General features: G+C 68.5%; 15 protein-coding genes and 2 pseudogenes. 9 read left to right on the forward strand and 8 right to left on the reverse strand.

Translation table 11 applies throughout. The features are described from left to right. The first annotated feature begins 155 nt into the window (after positions 1-155). The gene (locus tag ABZY12_RS24475) at positions 156-1,568 is read left to right on the forward strand and encodes an FAD-dependent oxidoreductase (RefSeq protein WP_356893770.1); all 1,413 of its coding nucleotides are present in this window, start codon (positions 156-158) and stop codon (positions 1,566-1,568) included. A 318-nt stretch (positions 1,569-1,886) separates the two neighbouring features. Here ABZY12_RS24475 and ABZY12_RS24480 read toward each other — a convergent pair whose 3' ends face one another. Continuing rightward, entirely contained in the window at positions 1,887-2,153 is a 267-nt protein-coding gene (locus ABZY12_RS24480) for a hypothetical protein (protein ID WP_356893772.1), read from the reverse strand. Positions 2,154-2,867: 714 nt separating this feature from the next. Between ABZY12_RS24480 and ABZY12_RS24485 the strand changes: the two genes are divergently transcribed. Further along, the gene (locus tag ABZY12_RS24485; protein WP_356893829.1) at positions 2,868-3,704 is read left to right on the forward strand and encodes a hypothetical protein; all 837 of its coding nucleotides are present in this window, start codon (positions 2,868-2,870) and stop codon (positions 3,702-3,704) included. Here ABZY12_RS24485 and ABZY12_RS24490 read toward each other — a convergent pair. Beyond that, positions 3,613-3,927 (reverse strand): annotated as a pseudogene (locus ABZY12_RS24490) (SpoIIE family protein phosphatase); the annotation flags it as partial. The gene ABZY12_RS24485 and the pseudogene ABZY12_RS24490 overlap by 92 nt on opposite strands. A gap of 176 nt (positions 3,928-4,103) precedes the next feature. Here ABZY12_RS24490 and ABZY12_RS24495 point away from each other — a divergent pair. Together ABZY12_RS24495 and pntB are read left to right on the forward strand one after the other, a co-directional pair. Beyond that, a complete protein-coding gene (locus ABZY12_RS24495) occupies positions 4,104-5,642 on the forward strand; it encodes a Re/Si-specific NAD(P)(+) transhydrogenase subunit alpha (protein ID WP_356893774.1) in 1,539 nt (512 codons plus the stop codon). 1 nt (position 5,643) lies between these two features. Then, entirely contained in the window at positions 5,644-7,062 is a 1,419-nt protein-coding gene (pntB, locus tag ABZY12_RS24500) for a Re/Si-specific NAD(P)(+) transhydrogenase subunit beta (protein WP_356893776.1), read from the forward strand. 151 nt (positions 7,063-7,213) lie between these two features. On the opposite strand, the pseudogene lepB reads toward pntB, so the two are convergent. Together lepB and ABZY12_RS24510 are read right to left on the reverse strand one after the other, a co-directional pair. Next, a pseudogene (lepB, locus tag ABZY12_RS24505) lies at positions 7,214-7,965 on the reverse strand (signal peptidase I); the annotation flags it as partial. A 165-nt stretch (positions 7,966-8,130) separates the two neighbouring features. Then, positions 8,131-8,778, reverse strand: a complete 648-nt coding sequence (locus tag ABZY12_RS24510; RefSeq protein WP_356893778.1) for a methyltransferase domain-containing protein — start codon at positions 8,776-8,778, stop codon at positions 8,131-8,133. A gap of 427 nt (positions 8,779-9,205) precedes the next feature. On the opposite strand from ABZY12_RS24510, the gene ABZY12_RS24515 reads away from it, so the two are divergent. The 4 genes from ABZY12_RS24515 to ABZY12_RS24530 all read left to right on the forward strand — a co-directional run bounded on the left by ABZY12_RS24515 (position 9,206) and on the right by ABZY12_RS24530 (position 12,978). Then, entirely contained in the window at positions 9,206-9,508 is a 303-nt protein-coding gene (locus ABZY12_RS24515) for a hypothetical protein (RefSeq protein WP_356893780.1), read from the forward strand. A 189-nt stretch (positions 9,509-9,697) separates the two neighbouring features. After that, entirely contained in the window at positions 9,698-10,789 is a 1,092-nt protein-coding gene (locus ABZY12_RS24520) for a substrate-binding domain-containing protein (protein WP_356893782.1), read from the forward strand. A gap of 84 nt (positions 10,790-10,873) precedes the next feature. Beyond that, positions 10,874-11,653, forward strand: coding sequence for an ATP-binding cassette domain-containing protein (locus ABZY12_RS24525; protein ID WP_356893784.1), 780 nt, complete (start codon positions 10,874-10,876; stop codon positions 11,651-11,653). Positions 11,654-11,757: 104 nt separating this feature from the next. Then, entirely contained in the window at positions 11,758-12,978 is a 1,221-nt protein-coding gene (locus ABZY12_RS24530; RefSeq protein ID WP_356893831.1) for a sugar ABC transporter permease, read from the forward strand. Positions 12,979-13,045: 67 nt separating this feature from the next. Here the strand turns inward: ABZY12_RS24530 and ABZY12_RS24535 are convergent, their stop codons facing one another. The 3 genes from ABZY12_RS24535 to ABZY12_RS24545 form a co-directional block, all read right to left on the reverse strand. After that, entirely contained in the window at positions 13,046-13,675 is a 630-nt protein-coding gene (locus ABZY12_RS24535) for a hypothetical protein (RefSeq protein ID WP_356893786.1), read from the reverse strand. 222 nt (positions 13,676-13,897) lie between these two features. Next, on the reverse strand, positions 13,898-14,233 hold the full coding sequence (locus tag ABZY12_RS24540) for a hypothetical protein (protein ID WP_356893788.1): 336 nt from the start codon (positions 14,231-14,233) through the stop codon (positions 13,898-13,900). A 579-nt stretch (positions 14,234-14,812) separates the two neighbouring features. After that, the gene (locus ABZY12_RS24545) at positions 14,813-15,154 is read right to left on the reverse strand and encodes a tyrosine-type recombinase/integrase (RefSeq protein ID WP_356893790.1); all 342 of its coding nucleotides are present in this window, start codon (positions 15,152-15,154) and stop codon (positions 14,813-14,815) included. A 1,117-nt stretch (positions 15,155-16,271) separates the two neighbouring features. Here ABZY12_RS24545 and ABZY12_RS24550 point away from each other — a divergent pair. Next, entirely contained in the window at positions 16,272-16,745 is a 474-nt protein-coding gene (locus ABZY12_RS24550; protein WP_356893792.1) for a hypothetical protein, read from the forward strand. A 214-nt stretch (positions 16,746-16,959) separates the two neighbouring features. Here the strand turns inward: ABZY12_RS24550 and ABZY12_RS24555 are convergent, their stop codons facing one another. Next, entirely contained in the window at positions 16,960-17,580 is a 621-nt protein-coding gene (locus tag ABZY12_RS24555; protein ID WP_356893794.1) for a TetR/AcrR family transcriptional regulator, read from the reverse strand. Positions 17,581-17,627: the final 47 nt, after the last annotated feature.

Consider the following 17,627-nt stretch of genomic DNA (forward strand, 5'->3'; position numbering starts at 1 on the left):
AGCAGGTCAGGGCCGTGGCCGGCGAGTTACCGCAGTTTTCACCGATGCCGAAGCCCTGTGCCGGCGGGACGATTTGCGTCGGCACGGACACGACCGGCCGGAAGAGACGAGCCCTGGCGGACCGATTCCGCGTAGGTGTACGAAGGGGAGAACGAATGAGTCCCATCGCTGTCATCGGCGGAGGCATTGCGGGGTTGGCCACGTCCCTTTTCCTCGCCCGTGGTGCTCACGAGGTGATTCTCATCGAGCAGGACGCGATGGACCCGGTCGAAGACCTGGACGATGCCTTCTTCCGGAGAGCACGCCCACGAGTGCCCCAGGCCGTCCAGCCTCACGCGCTGCTGGGCCCGGCACGGGCCATCCTCAAGGCGCGCATCCCCGACGTCTACGCGCATCTCCTCGACCTTGGTGCCTGGGAGCAGCACGAGTTCGACTGGTTCGCCCAGCGTCCACCCTTCAGAACGGGAGATGACGACCTGGTCCTCGTGAGGCTGAGGCGTGTCGTCCTCGAGGTCGCCCTGCGCAGGGCGGTGAAGGCCCAGAGCAACATCACCATGTACGAAGGGTGGGCTGTACGCGGCCTTGCGACCGAGCCGGGATCGGACGGTGTGCCGCGAGTGACCGGAATCCACCTCGCCGGCGAGACGATCCACACCCGCCTGGTCGTTGACGCGGCTGGACGCCGCTCGCCGGTCGTCGGCTGGCTGACCACGGCGGGAGCCCGAATCGCAGAGACAGAATCCCATCGGGTGGGTCTCGCCTATACGTGCCGCTGGTACCGGACGAAACGCGGCATCGCCTCCAGGATCCCGTACGTTCCCTACATCTCCGCGACGTCCCACGCCCTGAGCATCGCCTTCCCCTCGGACAACGACCTGCTGGGCGTGGCCCTGGTCTGCGCCGTAAAGGACCCGACCCTGTCCGCACTGCGCGATCCCGCCACGTTCGACGCGCTTGCCCGTCTCTTCCCCGCTACTGAGGCGTGGCTTTCCAATCTTCCGCAGTCGGTGGGGGAGGTGTACGTCATGGCCGGTCTCGATAATCGCTGGAGCCCCACGTCCGACAAGTCCGGTCCGGTCGCCACGGGGGTGATCCGGGTGGGAGACGCCCTCGTCCACACCAACCCGACCATGACGCAGGGCATCTCCCTCGCGCTACGGGCTGCTGAACGCATTGCCGACACCGCCCACCGCGCGGATCGACCCGATGAGTTCGCCCTGTCCTACGACCGATGGACGCGAGACGTGCTCAAGCCGTGGTTCGACCTCCAGGTCTCGGCGGACCGGGAGAACGAGAGACGACTGTCCGGCTCGGTGCCGGCCTGCCTGGACGACTCGGCGAGGCTTCGTGCCGCTTGGTTCGCCTGTGCTCTCGAGGACCCGGTGGTCATGCGCGCATGGGCCCAGGCGCGGCACTTGATGCGAACACCGCACGAGGCGTTCGCCGCCCCTGAGATAAGGGACCGCGTCGAGAAGTGGTTGAGGAGGCAGTCACAGCTCCCCCCATCACCCTCTGGCCCGTCACGCGAAACGTGGGAAATGGTGGTGGCCGGCGGTTCCACCGCCTAGAACGCTGAAGCGCGCGGAGTCTGCAGTGCAAGAGGGGAGGAGCCAGCCGATGATGGTCGTGACGCTCGTTTGACGCTCCGGGCGGCAGAATCGGACACGCGGCTACGCAAAGTGTCGGGGAGGAGCCTGGCCGTGTCGTGCGTGTCTGGACGGCCCGCCCCGACAGGAGCGTTCCGTGAGTGGGCAGCGGTTCGTGCCCTTGCCGTCCAGAGCAGGGATGGGCTCGGTTGTCGTCCGATCACGCAACCTGGGTCTATGCGAGCTCATCGCAGCCGCGACCAAGTCCCCAGCCTCGGCTCGGCCTGTCCGGCCCGGGCCTCAGCGGCGGCCGGTGACGTCGTGGTGCTGGAACAGGCGTGGAAGGAAGGCTTCCAGGAGCGTACGGGCTGCGGTCCCGTCCCGGAGTTCGTCGTGTTCGAAGCGGTAGACCTCGTAGCCGCTGAGTCTGAGGTCCCTGTCGGCGGCGACCACGGCCGCGTACTTGGTGGTGTCGGGGATGCGGCCGCGGTCGCGGGTGTAGTGCTGGGATTCGTCGATTTCCAGGACCACGCGCTGGCCGTGGGGCAGCAGGAGGAGAAAGTCCATTCGGAAGCGAAGGAGGGCCTGGGGGCCGCGTTCGCGGACGGTCACGGGATTCCAGTGAAGCCATACCTCCGGGAGGAGCGCAGGCATGTCGTACACCTCGGCTCCGAGGATGCGGTGGTAGCTGTCGAAGAGGTTGCGCTGTCCTGGAGAGTTGGCGGGAAGGCTGGCGAGGAGCCGCGCGTAGAGGCCTTTTTTTGCCTCGCCGACGTCGGCGAGGTGCTCTCTGTCCTGCCACCAGGACTGCAGATCGCGCCAGCGGATGTCGTCGTCGAGATGTCAGAAACGGTCCAGCAACGCCATGAACCGGGCGCCGTGCTGTACGAGGTCTTCCGGGTCAACGGCCCGGGCCGGCTCGTCCGCGTACGCAGGGGTGTCTCGGGCGGTGAAGCTGGTGCCCACATCGCGTCCCGGAGGAGGTTGCGGGTCGGCGCGTCGGTGCGCTGCGTCGGGAGGAAGCGCTCGACGACATGCGCGAGCCGGCCGTCCGGTGCCTGGGCCAGGCTCCGCTCCACCCGCTCACGCTTGGATCCCTCCTCCACCGAGGGCATGCCCAGGTCGGCGAGGGCCTGTTTCAGCGTCTTGTGTGTGTGCTGGTCGCCCAACCGGCGGTGACGTCGCTCAACAGCCGGCGAAGCCCCATCTGGTCCCCGTCCTTCGTCATCCGCCGGCCGCATCCTGCTCGGTGCCGCCGAGGGACCGGCCGCGTCCATGTCCATGCACGCCCTTTACAAGTGGTTCCCGCCGGAGCGCCGCGCCCTGCCCTCGGCCCTCCAGATCGGTGGGGCGGCCCTGGGCACGCTCATCGCGGCCCCCGTCATCTGGCTGATCGACGGCTTCGGCCGGCGCTCCACCTACGCCGTCCTCGCCGTCGTCAGCGCCACCTGGGCGCTGCTGTCGTGGCGCGTCGGCCACGACGGCCCGTACGACCACAAGCACACGGCCACAGAATCCGGCGGGCTCCGGCTGCCGTACCGCGAGATCCTGCTGACCGGCACCGTACTCGGCAGCATCGCCCGCGCCTTCGGAGCGGCGTGGGCGCTCCCTCAGCCACGCCGGGCTGCCCGCCTACTTCGGGACACAGATGGACATGTCCGCGGCGGCCTCCGCGACCGCCATCAGTGTCATGTCCGGCTCCGGTCTCGTGCTGCCGCTGGCGGTCTCACCGTTCGTGGACGCGCTGAAATCCCGTGGCGTGAGCAACCGTTGGTCGAGCGGGGCGGCGCAGAGTCTCGCCGTGTGCGTGGCGGGATGCGCGATGGCGGCGTTCCCGTTTATCGACGCGTCCGGTCCGCGGCTCGTACTGATCGCGCTGGCCTTCGGCGGCACCGCGATCGCCATCCCCCTTCACTACATGACGACCGCGGAGGTCGTCCCCCCTGCCCAGCGCGGCGCCGTGTTCGGCATCGTCGTTGGCGGGGCGTCCCGGGAGCAAGGTGGTCAGCAGCCGTTCGCAGGCCTCGTCCGGCGACAACGAGGACCGGGACGCCTGTGCGAGGGCGTCGCTCAGCAGCGTCAGTGAGGCGCTCACGTCACGCTCACGGGCCTGGATGAGGCCGTCGGTGTGGAGGGCGAGCAGACCGCCCTCCGGCAGTTCCCACCGGGCCGTCTCGAACGGAAGTCCGCCCAGTCCCAGAGGGTGACGCCCGCCGCGGCGCGGCTCCCGGGAACTGACCAGGGGCGTTGGCAAGGAGGGCTTCGGGAGGGCGCTGCCACCGTCTGCGGTTCGCCCGGGCGGCGTCGGCATCACGACGTACGACGTCAGGTGTGGCGTCATGTGAGGCACGGCACCCGGGCCTTGTCGAGTGTTGCGTGTACCTCACCGGTGGGTGCTGTTCAAGGAGAGCTCTCGACGGCCAAGCTGAGCGTCGTGCTCCGGATCAACGCGGGGTGCACATCTGATCGGGTGGAGAACACGCCGGTGACGGCCAGAGCAGCGAACGGAGAACACTCGTGATTGTCGGAGTGCTCAAGGAAGCGCGGGCAGGTGAGAGTCGCGTCGCGGCCACGCCGGCCACGATCGAACGGATCCGCACACTGGGCTACGACGTGGTCGTCGACTCGGGCGCGGGGGTCGCGGCCGGCTTCACCGACCGTGCCTACGAGGCCGCCGGCGCGACCGTCGGCGAGGCGGCGGCCGCGGACGTGGTGCTGGGGGTCAACGCCCCGACCCCGTCGCAGCTGGATCGGGTACGCCCGGAGGCGACGGTGATCGCCCTGTTCGCGCCGGCCTTCGACCCGGCGATGGTCGAGGATCTGGGCCGGCGCCCCTTCACGGCCCTGTCGATGGACGCCGTGCCCCGCATCAGCCGGGCGCAGTCCATGGACGTACTGTCGTCCATGGCGAACATCGCCGGCTACCGGGCCGTCATCGAGGCCGCGCACGAGTTCGGGCGCTTCTTCACCGGCCAGGTGACCGCGGCGGGCAAGGTTCCGCCGGCGAAGGTGCTCGTCGCGGGTGCCGGCGTGGCCGGTCTGGCGGCGATCGGCGCGTCCGGCTCGCTCGGTGCGATCGTACGGGCGACCGACCCGCGACCGGAGGTGGCCGACCAGGTCCGCTCGCTCGGCGGCGAGTACCTGTCGATCGAGTCCCCGGAGGTGGAGGTCTCGAAGACCGGCTACGCCAAGGAGATGGGCGCCGACTACAAGGCGCGCGAGGCCGAGCTCTACGCCGCGCAGTGCCGCGACGTCGACATTGTCATCACCACCGCGCTCATCCCGGGCCGTCCCGCGCCGACACTGATCACCGCCGAGATGGTGGCGGGCATGAAGCCGGGCTCGGTGATCATCGACATGGCGGCCGCCAACGGCGGCAACGTCGAGGGCACCGTGAAGGGCGAGAAGACCGTCACGGACAACGGCGTGACGATCATCGGCTACACCGATCTGGCGGGCCGACTGCCGGCCCAGGCCTCGCAGCTGTACGGCACGAACCTGGTGAACCTGCTGAAGCTGATGACGCCGGGCAAGGACGGGTCGCTGGTCCTCGACTGGGACGATCCGGTGCAGCGCTCGATCACCGTCGTCCGCAGCGGCGAGACGGCGTGGCCGCCCCCGCCGGTCCAGGTCTCCGCGGCCCCGGCCCCCGTGCCCACGGCGGCCACCACGAAGCAGCCGAAGCCGACGAAGCCGACGAAGGCGCCGATGACGGCGAAGCAGAAGTTCGGCGGCGTGGCCCTCGGCGCGCTGGCGCTGTTCCTCACCGCCGCCTTCGCCCCCGCCGCGCTGCTGCCCCATGTGACGGTCTTCGTGCTCGCGATCGTGATCGGCTACTACGTGATCGGGCATGTGCACCACGCGCTGCACACGCCGCTGATGTCGGTGACGAACGCGATCTCCGGGATCATCGTCGTCGGCGCGCTCCTGCAGATCGGCCACACGAGCACGGCGGTCACGGTGCTCTCGTTCGTCGCGATCCTTCTGGCCAGTATCAACGTCTTCGGCGGTTTCGCGGTGACGCGTCGCATGCTCGCCATGTTCAACCGGAGCTGACATGTCTGCGACCCTCGCCGCACAGGCGGCCTACCTTGTTGCCGCGCTGCTGTTCATCCTTGCGCTGGCAGGACTCTCCAAGCACGAATCGGCACGGCTCGGCAACGCGTTCGGCATGCTCGGCATGGGCGTCGCGCTCGTCGCGACGGTCGTGCTCGCGCTGGACGGCGACGTCAGCGGTGCCGGCCTCGGCCTGATGGCCGTCGCCATGCTGATCGGCGCGCTGATCGGCCTGCAGCGGGCCCGCGGCGTCGAGATGACCGGAATGCCCGAACTCATCGCGCTGCTGCACTCCTTCGTCGGTCTGGCCGCCGTGCTCGTCAGCTGGAACGGCTACCTGAACGTCGAGCACGACCCGGACGGCCACGAGGCCAAGGCCCTGGACGCGCTCGGCACGCTGGGCATCCACCACGCCGAGGTGTTCATCGGCCTGTTCATCGGCGCGGTGACCTTCACCGGCTCCATCGTGGCCTACCTGAAGCTCGCCGCGAAGATCGACTCCAAGCCGTTGGGGCTGCCGGGCAAGAACGCCCTGAACCTCGGCTCGCTGGTCCTGTTCCTCGCCCTGACGGTGTGGTTCGTGATCACGCCGGAGCTGTGGCTGCTGATCACCGTGACGGTCCTGGCGCTGGCCCTCGGCTGGCACCTGGTGGCCTCGATCGGCGGCGGCGACATGCCGGTCGTCGTCTCGATGCTCAACAGCTACTCCGGCTGGGCGGCGGCGGCCTCCGGCTTCCTGCTCGGCAACGACCTGCTGATCATCACCGGTGCGCTCGTCGGCTCCTCGGGCGCCTACCTGTCGTACATCATGTGCAAGGCGATGAACCGCTCGTTCCTCTCCGTGATCGCCGGCGGCTTCGGCATCGAGGCGTCGGCGGGCTCGGACGTCGACTACGGCGAGCACCAGGAGACCACCGCTCAGGGCGCCGCCGAACTCCTGGGCGCCGCCCGGTCCGTGGTCATCACGCCCGGGTACGGCATGGCCGTCGCCCAGGCGCAGTACCCGGTCGCGGAACTCACCTCGAAACTGCGCGCGAAGGGTGTCGACGTACGGTTCGGCATCCACCCCGTCGCCGGCCGCCTGCCCGGTCATATGAACGTGCTCCTCGCCGAGGCCAAGGTGCCGTACGACATCGTGCTCGAAATGGACGAGATCAACGACGACTTCGCCGAGACCGACGTCGTCCTCGTGATCGGCGCCAACGACACGGTCAACCCGGCCGGAGCGGAGGACCCCAGCAGCCCGCTCGCCGGCATGCCGGTGCTCAATGTCTGGGAGGCCGGGAAGGTCATCGTGTTCAAGCGTTCCATGGCCTCCGGATACGCCGGTGTGCAGAACCCGCTGTTCTTCCGTGAGAACACCGCGATGCTCTTCGGCGACGCGAAGACCCGGGTCGAGGACATCGTCGGCGCCCTCTGAGAGGCGTGACGGGTGAGGGCCTGCCGGCTAGGTGTGGACGGAGACATCCACGCCGATGCCGGCAGGCCCTCGCAGTCTGCCGGGGGGACCTTATGGGTCGGTGCCTCCGGGCAGGCTCCGTGCTGGGGGAGGAGCGTCACCCTGCCGGTGCGAGGCCCGGCTGTTCGAAGGTGCTGGGGACCGGCAGGGTCGACCAGTGGCTGGTCGGCCAGGCGATCACGACGGCGCGGCCCACCACGTCCTTCACGGGCACCATGCCGGCGCGGGGGTCGTTCTGGTGGTAGCGGGCGTCCTGCGAGCTCTGTCGGTGATCACCCATCACCCAGAGATGGCCGCTGGGCACCGTGACCTTGAACTGACCTCCCGCGTCCGTGCTGCACGCAGTGTTGCCCGGGAAGACGTACGGCTCGGCGAGCGGCTTGCCGTTCGCCTTCAGCGGTCCCGTGCCCGCGCATTCGACCGTGTCGCCGGCCACACCGATGACCCGCTTGATCAGGTGCTGCTCTCCGGCCGCCGGCATCAGCCCGACGAAGCTCAGGGACTTCTGTGCCGCATTCGGCTCCTGCACCGGCTGGCGCAGCAGCCAGTCGCCGGGGTCGCGGAAGACCATGACCTCGCCCCGGGTGGGTTCCGAGCCGAACCACGGTGTGAGCTTGTCGACCAGGACGCGATCGTCCTCCTGGAGGACGTTCTGCATGGGGCCGGGGGAATCGGGAACGCCTGCAGCAGGAACGTCTTGATCCGAAAGGCCAGCACCAGCGCGACGCCGGCGAGCAGCGGAAGCTCGACCCAGAAGGGACGAGACCGCTTCGGGCCGCGACCGGAGGCGGAGGCGGTCTCGTCGGAAGGACCGTCCTCCGGGCCCTCCCGATCGTTTCGCGCATCGATCACCACGTCGCCCACGTCCAGTCCCGGCTTCCTCGAATTCCTGCTGTCCGAATGGGCCTTATGCCCGATGATGCCCGACTGGTGGCCGACGACGATCTGCACCCACGTACGGGTGACCTGACAGCCCTGCTCCGTATCGGCACCTCGGCACGCCCATAGGTCGTGTCCGGAGTCCCCCGTTCACGCCTTGCGCGCGAGCAGGTGAACCTCCTGGAACTGCCGCCGGTCGGTGGGCTGAGGCTCGCGAACCATCCGGGCCACCTCGGTCAGGCCGGACTCGCGCAGCACCGCGGCGAGGTGATCGGGCGACCACCGGTAGGCCAGGGCGACCGTGTGGTCGAAGGCCTGCGTCGGGTGAGACGGACCGTCGCTCGCCGAGAAGCCGATCAGCAGGTGGCCGCCAGGCGCCAGCACCCGGTGGAACTCCGCCAGGACGGCGGGGAGTTCCGGCGGCGGAGTGTGGATGACGGACCACCGGGAGAGTACGCCGCCCAGCACGCCGTCGGCGATGTCCAGCGCGGCCATCGAACCCACGTCGAAGCGCAGGTGCGGATGGTCCTGTCGAGCCAACTCGATCATGGCGGGAGAGGCGTCGACCCCCCACGCTGCCAGCCCCAGCTCGTCCAGGTGGGCGGTGATGTGGCCGGGCCCGCACCCGAGGTCCGCGACCTGGGCGTTCCCGCTCGCACGGACGACCTCGGCGAAGGCGCCCAGGATCGCGCGGTCCAGAGGGCTGTCCCGCAGCGAGTCGTGGAACAACCGCGCGTAGGTGGGGGCGACAGCGTCGTAGGCCTCGCGGGTGGCGGTGAGGGCATCGTGTTCGACCATGCTCGCGACAGTAGTTCCCGGCACCGACACGAGCCGAGGGAAGGTCGATCTTCTTCCAGCGCCGGTTCGCGCTCCGGAGGCGCACCACCGGCCCCGGCTGTCGGGCATGATCGGGAGGGGACGGCGCGGGGGAGCGCCCTTCCGGAACACCGACAGGGGGACACGTCATGGAGTGGGGAACGCTGGTCGCCACGCTGGGCGGCGGCCTGATCGCCGTAGCCGGTACGGTGCTGGCCGACCGCTTGCGCACCCGCCAGGAGCACCGCCGCGGCCTTCAGGCCCGCCGCCAGGACGTCTCTACACCGAGTTCATCACGGCGGCGGGCGCGGCCCACACCGAACCGCGCCGTCTCGCGTAGCACGGCGCCGAGGCCACCGACCTGGACGAAGCAAGCCGCCTCGCGCTGACGGACGCCCGCATCTACGAGGTGCGCGAGCGCCTCTTCCTCGACGCCAGCGCCCGGATCGCGGGCACGGGCCAGACGATGTTCGAACGGCTCCGCGCCCTTCGGAGCACGGTCGCCACGGGCGCCGGCATCTCGACCCCCGTGTTCCACGAGGTCTGCCACCCCTACCTGGACGCCGTGTGGGCCTACCGCGAGGCCGTCCGCGACGAGCTGGAGGGCCACGCCCTCACCCCGACCGGCTTCGGCTGGTCCGCATGGGACGGCCGCGAGCGCTGCCCCCACTGCGTGAGGCGGGGGCCGGACACGGTGCCCGGCCGTCGCTGAGCCCCATACCGGCCACCGGCCATCGGCCCCCATGATCACCGTCCGTGACGGTGAGGCAGCGGTGTGTGCGGTCGTTTCACCCGCTTGCCGGTCTCTGGGTTGCGGCTAATGTCGTATTTAGGCCATATGTGCACCCTCGTTCCCCGCGCTCTTCCGGTGAAGGGAAAGGGGCGTACGGAAGGAGCCCCCATGACCCGCACAGTGCGCGGTGCGATAGCCCTCCTCGGAGCCGCCGCTCTCTCGCTCGGTGCCGTGGCGACCAGCGGCGCGGCCCAGCCCGGCGCGGGGAGCGCCGCACAGGGCGAAGTCAAGATCGGTCTGCTGCTGCCCGAGAGCAAGACCACCCGGTACGAGAAGTTCGACCGGCCGTACATCGAGCAGAAGATCAAGGAGCTGGCGCCCGGCGCCCAGATCGACTACTACAACGCCGCCGAGAGCGCCACCACCCAGCAACAGCAGGTCAACACGGCTCTCGCCAAGGGCAACAAGGTGCTGATCCTCGACGCGGTGGACGCCAAGTCCATCCAGTCCTCCGTGCAGAAGGCCCATGACGCGGGTGTGAAGGTCGTCGCGTACGACCGCCTGGCGCAGGGCCCCGTCGATGCCTATGTCTCGTACGACAACCGCAAGGTCGGTGAGTTGCAGGGCCAGGCCCTGCTCGACGCGCTCGGGGACAAGGCCGACAGCGGACAGATCGTGATGCACAACGGCTCGCCGACCGACCCGAACGCGGCCGAGTTCAAGGCCGGCGCCCACTCCGTCCTCGACGGCAAGGTGAAGATCGGCAAGGAGTACGACACCCCCAACTGGGACCCGAACAACGCCAACCAGCAGATGTCGGGTGCCATCAGCGCCCTGGGCAAGGAGAACATCGTCGGCGTCTACTCCGCCAACGACGGCCTCGCGGCGGGCATCGCCACCGCCCTCAAGGCGGCCGGCATCAACGTCCCGCTGACCGGTCAGGACGCCCAGCTCGACGCGATCCAGCGGATCCTTCTCGGGACTCAGACGATCACCGTCGAGAAGCCGTACAAGCCGGAGGCCGACGCGGCCGCCACGATGGCCGTGAATCTCGCCGAGGGCAAGGAACTGCCCGACTCCCTGACGCCCACCACCGTCACCAGCGGTAGCGGCCAGAAGGTGCCGGCCATGCTGCTGACCCCGGTCGTGGTCGACAAGAACAACATCAAGGACACGGTCGTCAAGGACGGCCTGTACACGGTCGAGGAGATCTGCACGCCCACCTACGCCGCGGCATGCAAGGACGCCGGACTCCGGTAGCCGTGGCCCGTCGGGGGTGTACGGAAGCCCGTCGGGGGTGTACGGAAGCCCGTCGGGGGTGTGCGGAGGAGGAGGCGGTTGACGTTGCCGGAAGCACCTGTGCTCACACTGCGGGGGATCTCCAAGCGGTTCGGCGCCGTCCAGGCGCTGTCGGAATTCGACCTGGAGGTCCACCCCGGCGAGGTCGTCGCACTCGTCGGTGACAACGGCGCCGGGAAGTCCACCGCCGTCAAGGCGGTCGCCGGAGTGAACCCACCCGACGAGGGCGTCATCGCCTGGCAGGGCCGGCCGGTCAGCATCAACCGACCCCACGACGCCCAGAACCTCGGCATCGCCACCGTCTACCAGGACCTCGCCCTGTGCGACAACCTCGACGTCGTCGGCAATCTCTTCCTCGGCCGCGAGCTGCGCCGCTTCGGTGTACTCGACGAGGTCCGGATGGAGCGCCGCTCGCGCGAGCTGCTCGACACCCTGTCCATCCGCATCCCCAGTGTCCGGATCCCCGTCGCCTCGCTCTCCGGCGGCCAGCGGCAGACCGTCGCGATCGCCCGGTCCCTGATCGGCGAACCGAAGGTCGTCATCCTGGACGAGCCCACGGCCGCCCTGGGCGTGGAACAGACCGCCGAAGTGCTCGACCTGGTCGAGCGGCTGCGCGATCACGGGCTCGGAACGATCCTGATCAGCCACAACATGGTGGACGTGATGGCGGTCGCCGACCGCATCGCGGTGCTGCGCCTCGGGCGGAACAACGGATTCTTCGACACACGCTCCACGACCACCGAGGAGATCATCTCCGCCATCACCGGGGCCACCGACAGCGCCGTCACCCGCCGCCAGGCCCGCAAGCGGGAGGAGGAGCGATGAGCGGGGACAGAGACACAGGCCCCGGCCACCCCGATCGCCCCGGCCGCCCTGACCACCTCGGCCGCCCCGACGACTCCTCCGCCCAGGAACCGGCGTCGGAGGCCATGCCCGCCGTCGACACCCGTCTGCTCGTCCGCGAGGAAGGCCTCCGGGGGTACCTCGGAGAGTTCCGGCGCAAGCTGCGCAGCGGCGAACTGGGTTCGATCCCCGTCGTCGTCGCCGTGATCATCATCTGGACCGTGTTCGGCAGCCTCGACAGCGCGTTCCTCTCGGCCCAGAACCTCTCCGACCTCAGTCAGCAGATCGTCGGCACAGGCATGATCGCCGTCGGTATCGTCTTCGTCCTGCTGCTCGGCGAGATCGACCTCTCCGTAGGCTCCGTCAGCGGCCTGTGCGCCGCCCTCTTCGCCGTGCTCAACGTCCTGAACGGTATGAACGAGTGGCTGGCGCTGCTCGTCGCCCTCGCGGGCGGAGCGGCCGTCGGGCTGATCCAGGGCTTCTTCTTCGCCAAGGTCGGCGTGCCGGCGTTCGTCGTCACCCTCGCGGGCAACCTCGCCTGGAACGGCCTGATGCTCCAGATCCTCGGCACCAGCGGCACGGTCAACATCCCCAGCGAGAGCATCGTCTCCAAGCTCTACACGACCATCTTCCACAGCCCCGCCACCGCCTATGTGACCGCGGCCGTGGGGGTCGGGCTCTTCCTCGCGGCCTCGCTCCTGGACGCCCGACGCCGCCGGGCCGCCCGGGTGCCGTTCCGGCCGGTCGCCGAGATCGTGCTGCGTACGATCGTCATCGCCGCGATCGCGTTCGTCGCGGCCTACATCCTCAACCAGTACCAAGGCCTGCCCCTGGCGCTGCTGATCTTCCTGATCCTGCTGGTGGTCCTGGACTTCGTGCTGCGCCGTACGTCGTACGGACGGCAGATCTTCGCGGTCGGCGGCAACATCGAGGGCGCGCGCCGGGCCGGCATCAGCGTGCCGTTCGTCCGGATGAGCGTCTTCACCATCGCGGGCACGATGGCGGCGGTCGGCGGCATCTTCCTGGCCGGACAGATCCAGTCCGCGAGCCAGACCTCCGGCGGCGGCAACCTGCTGATGAACGTCATCGCGGCGGCCGTCATCGGCGGTACGAGTCTGTTCGGCGGGCGCGGCTCGGTCTGGTCGGCACTCCTCGGCGCGCTGGTGATCGGCTCCATCCAGTCCGGCATGAACATCATGGGTGTCAGCAACGCCGTCCAGTTCATGATCACCGGATCGGTCCTGCTCGCCGCCGTGGTCGTCGACTCCCTGTCCCGCCGGAGTCAGAAGGCCGCGGGCCGCGCCTGACGCCATGGCCTTGACCGGGCCGTGGCGCCCCACGGCGGCATCGCGCTCACCCCTCGCTCCGCCGCTGTCACAGTGCGCGGGAGCGCAGTTCCGCCGCGGTCACGAGGTGGATCTGCGCCTCGACCCAGGGTTCGACGGCCGCAGTCGGACCCGACCGGCGCAGCGTGGCCGGGAAGACCCGTACCAGCGCCGCCGCCGTGGCGAGGCCGACGCGGGACAGCCGGGTCGCCGATTCCTCGACATCCGTCAGCTCCCCCTCGGGCAGGTGCCGCAACCCACGGGCGGCCGCCAGACAGGACGACGCGGCCTCCAGGGCGGCCGTGAGCGGATCCTCCGGGCGCCGCGCCACGATCGCGGGGTGGCGCCGCCGCGTGACCGGCGGTGGAGCCAGATCGGGCACGATCACACCCTCTGTGGTCAGGACCGCGATCGGGTCCAGGACCAGACCGCCGCCCGCACCCCGGACGAACGCGCTCAGGTGACGCACCTCGCCCCGGCCGCCCTCCAGGGCGGCGGCGAGCGCGTCCAACCCGCCCGGACTGTACGGGTTGTACGTCGCCAGCGCCGTCGCGCGATTCCCCCAGGCGTCGGTCACCGTCGCCTCCAGCCGCTGCTCCGCCGGGTCGTAGCCGATCTCACCGACCTCCTGGATCTCGACCACATGGACCGCGTCGGCCTCGACACGGGCCCGGACCAATCGCGGCGGCAGCCCCTCCACCACGCGCGCGTGCGCGGCGAAGTCCCGTACCAGCAGCGGCTCCGGGAGCTCCGGCCATGCGGCTCGCCCCGATGGTGAGCGAACGACCGGGCGTGCGGGACGCCCGCTCGCTCACCACCTGCGAGCGGGCCACCGCGCCGAGGGTCGAACCCGCCATCCGCCGGGACGGCAGCTCGTGTCCGGCCGGGTCCTAACCCTCTGTCAGCTCCAGCGGCGGCGCAGCACCAGCGCGATGCCCGCGTCACCGTGCGCGAAGAACACCTCGGCGGTCCGCTCGTTCGGAGCACCGCCGATCCGGCAGCCCAGCGCGGTCAGCCGGACCCGGCGCAGCGGGGTGTCGCCCCGCTCCCCGGAGCCCAGGACCGAGGACGCGGAGAGCGAGGGCGCGTCGCTCGCCGCGGCCCGCGCGCGGGCGTGGAGCTCGGTCATCAGGAACGCCAGGTCCTCGGCCCGGTAGCGGGCTCCGCGTGCGGCGTGGTCGTCCAGTTGGGCATCAGGTCGGTCAGCGTGCCGGCCGGCCAGTGCAGCGCCTCCCATGACGATCACGGCAGCCCTGCGTGGGCCTGTCGTGGTCGAGCGGACCGATCGCTGCCGCCTCGTCGGCGCCGACGAAGGCGCGGCGCCGACAGCGGCGACTGCACCAGTTGGCGTGCGGTCCCTCGGCTGGCCTTTTGCGACGAGGCGGTTGTCGGATGGAAGAGCGGCAGGCACGCTTCACTGACGCCAAGCGATCGACCTCGCCTGTTTCTCCTGGTCGATGGAAGCTGACGAGCCGCCAGCCGCAAAGCACACATGGGATGACCGGACGGGTCAGGTCGGCGGTTGCCAGCGCATCGAACCTGGGGACCAGTTGGGGACCACACGACGTGCGCGAAGGCGCACGATAGTCACTGCACTACACAACTTGCGCCCAAACTAAACCGGTTATATTCGGAAAAATGACTCCGACCCTCACTCCTGGGGGTCAAGGGGTCGCAGGTTCGAATCCTGTCGTCCCGACTAATAGGTCGGAATGTTCGCCCAGTCAGGGTCTTGGATCACTTCGGTGGGACGAGGCCCTTGATCATTTTCTGAGGCCGTGTCTCGCAATTTCTCACCAGCGGGGACGGCTTCCCCTCAGTCCGGCAGCTTGCCGAGCTTCTCTGAACCGGCCTTGAGGCTCTGCGGATCGGTGTGGACATACACCCGCTTGGCGAAGGACAGGCCGCTGTGGCCGGCCCAGGCGGAGACCGCGCTGTCTGGCACGCCGTTGTTCGCCATCCAGGAGAGGCACGCGTGGCGTGCGTCGTAGAGGCGGACCCTGCGGACGCCGGCCCGGGCCATGAGCTTGTGGGCCTCACGCCGTAGCTTGTCCGTCTTGGAGGGGCGGCCGAGCTCGTCGACCACCACGTACCCACTGTCCTCGTAGGCGTCGTCCGCTGCCTGCTTCTCCCGCGCTTGTAGGGCGCGAAACACCACGAGAGTCGAGTGCACCGGCTTGGGCAGTGGGAGGACTCGGGCGCCGTTGGGGTCTTGGGCTGCTTCTCGATGCTTACGCCGACGATCCGAGCCCTTTCCACTCACGTGAGCGCTTCCCGTACTTCGCCGACCTCTGGTCATCACGAGAAGACTGGCAGTGCGTTCCAGGCTGGGACGATGGCGGCCCGGTTGGGTACAGGGCCGGCTATGGGATCAATTGGATCCCGGTCCCAGTGGTTCTCTTTTTGGATCACGGCAGTAACCCGCCGAGGCTGAACCAAGCGCTAAGGGACAGCCATCAATCCCTAGAAAGCATCACAGCCTCAAAACCCAGTCCCCAGACTTCCATTGTGCGGCATGGCATTCAAGAGCCGGCACGACTGCAGGACGTCTCGTGAAGCGCAAGACCAGATACTCAAGATCAATTTGCCTCGCCTACGCCACAGGAGCAATCTGGTAGTTGGGGAGGGGGTGAGGGCAAATGACGCTATCTCAGCCTGCGACCCAGTCGAGCGATGGACAGTCAGGGCTTGCTCGGCCGCCGAGGTTTCTCAGCCTCCGTGGAGCCAAGAGGTGGCTGCGCGGGTTCCGCCGCCGCCAGAGAGCAGACCGTCCCAGACGCGCCCGCTGGCGGATAACAGCCAATGCGCGTATGGATCGCATCAGGCTCCAGGCAGAAGAGGCGTTGCGTGCATACAGGTATAAGAGAATTGACCACTGCTGGCGGCGAACCCTGTACCGATCCATACTTCACAACGCAATCCAAGTACGCAAGGTGACGCAAACCAGGACGTGGAACAGGCCATGGCGACGCTCGGGGTACATGGAATTTGTACAATCAAGAATCCATGAGGCCGAAGTGTCTCTGGCTCAGATCCTCACACAGAAACAGTTCTGGGCCGAGCTGCCTAGAATCCAGCGTTCGATAGATGATTACCTGCCCGAAGACGACCCACGACGGCGCTGGGTAGATAACTGGCTCAACAGGCGCACGAAATACTCCGAGTGGCGCACTTGTCGGATATGGCCCCGTGAGCGAGCGCGACTGATATCAGCACTGCGCTGGTCATACTACGTGAGTAGCATCAACCGTGGCCGCCTTCGAACCTTCCAAAGGATGCTGACGTATGCTTCCTTGTTCCTCGCGGCACTCCTGATTACGCTCGCTCTGGTGAGAGCTTTTGCGTGGCCGGAGAACACAAGGAGCCTGATCTGCTTCGAGGGTGCTCAAGTAGTGTGCCCGACGGAAACGGGACAGCCCGGGCCCAGCGACTTCGCTTTCGTGGAAGTCGCCGGCGTCCTGGGTGGCCTCATAGCGACTGTATTCACTATCGCCCGTAGTCGAAAGACATTGGACCCTTACGGTCTACATGCCGCCCAAGGATTTTTGAAGATGACTGCCGGCGGCCTCACGGCACTGCTGGGCGTAGCGCTGCTGAGTGCCAGCACGGTCGTCGAGGTAACTCAACCGATCCAAATCCTCGTTTTCGCAGTTGTATTTGGCTACTCCCAAGAGTTGTTTACACACCTCATATCCAGCAAGGAAGAAGCGCTGCTGAAAAGCGCACTCCCTGCCGCAGGCCCGAAGTAACCCTTCCTCCCTTTTTGTCGGGAGGGTGGGGCCTGGCGGGCCCGCTGTCGCGCTCGATCTGCCGTTGCGCGGCCTTCTGGAGGTACGCGGACTCACCCGTTTCACAGAGGGTCCCTCGCGCAGGGCCGGCGCGTGAGCCGAGCGATTGCGTGTCGTGCCCATAGCGCCCACGACGCACAACGATCTTGCGGGCGGCGGGGTGGCATCCGGTCGTTCAGGCTTCCGGGTGCGCTGGTCGGGAGACGGTGTCGATCAGCGGCGGCAGGAAGGTGACGGCCAACTGCTCGGGGGCCAGGCTGTCAGGTTCGACGAGGCTCTGGGCCAAGGAGCCTTCGTGGACGGCCGCGGTGAGGCGGGCCAGCAAGTCGAGGTCGACCGTCGGAGTGCGGCCGAGGCGGTCGAAGAGGCGGGCGAGGACGAGGACGATCTCCTCGCGGAGGCGGCGGTCGTGCTCGGCCAGCACGCGGCCCGTCTCGGGATGCCGGATGGCGTGCAGGGTGAACTCGGTGGACAACAGGTACCAGCGGCGCTCGATCTCGTCGACGGCGCCCATGCGCATGAGCAGCGACCGCACGGGGTCACCGGCGGTGTTCAGTTCCTCGACGGCACGTGTCAAACGGTCGATCACTCGCTGTGCGTGCAGGTCGAACAGCGCGAAGAACAGTTCTTCCTTGGTGCGGAAGTTCGAGTAGAACGCCCCGCGGGTCAGCCCCGCCCGCTCGCAGATCACCTCGATCGAGGAGCCGTAGAAGCCCCGTTCGGCGAACGTCTCCTGAGCCGCCTGGAGCAGTCGCGCGGTCGTCTGCGGGCGGCGCTTCGTAGGACCCTTCGGCAAGTCATTCCTCCCCTGGCCATTGACACCCCACCGTGACCCGCCCCACG

The organism is Streptomyces sp. NPDC006551 (assembly GCF_040611675.1).
Taxonomy (GTDB): Bacteria; Actinomycetota; Actinomycetes; order Streptomycetales; family Streptomycetaceae; genus Streptomyces.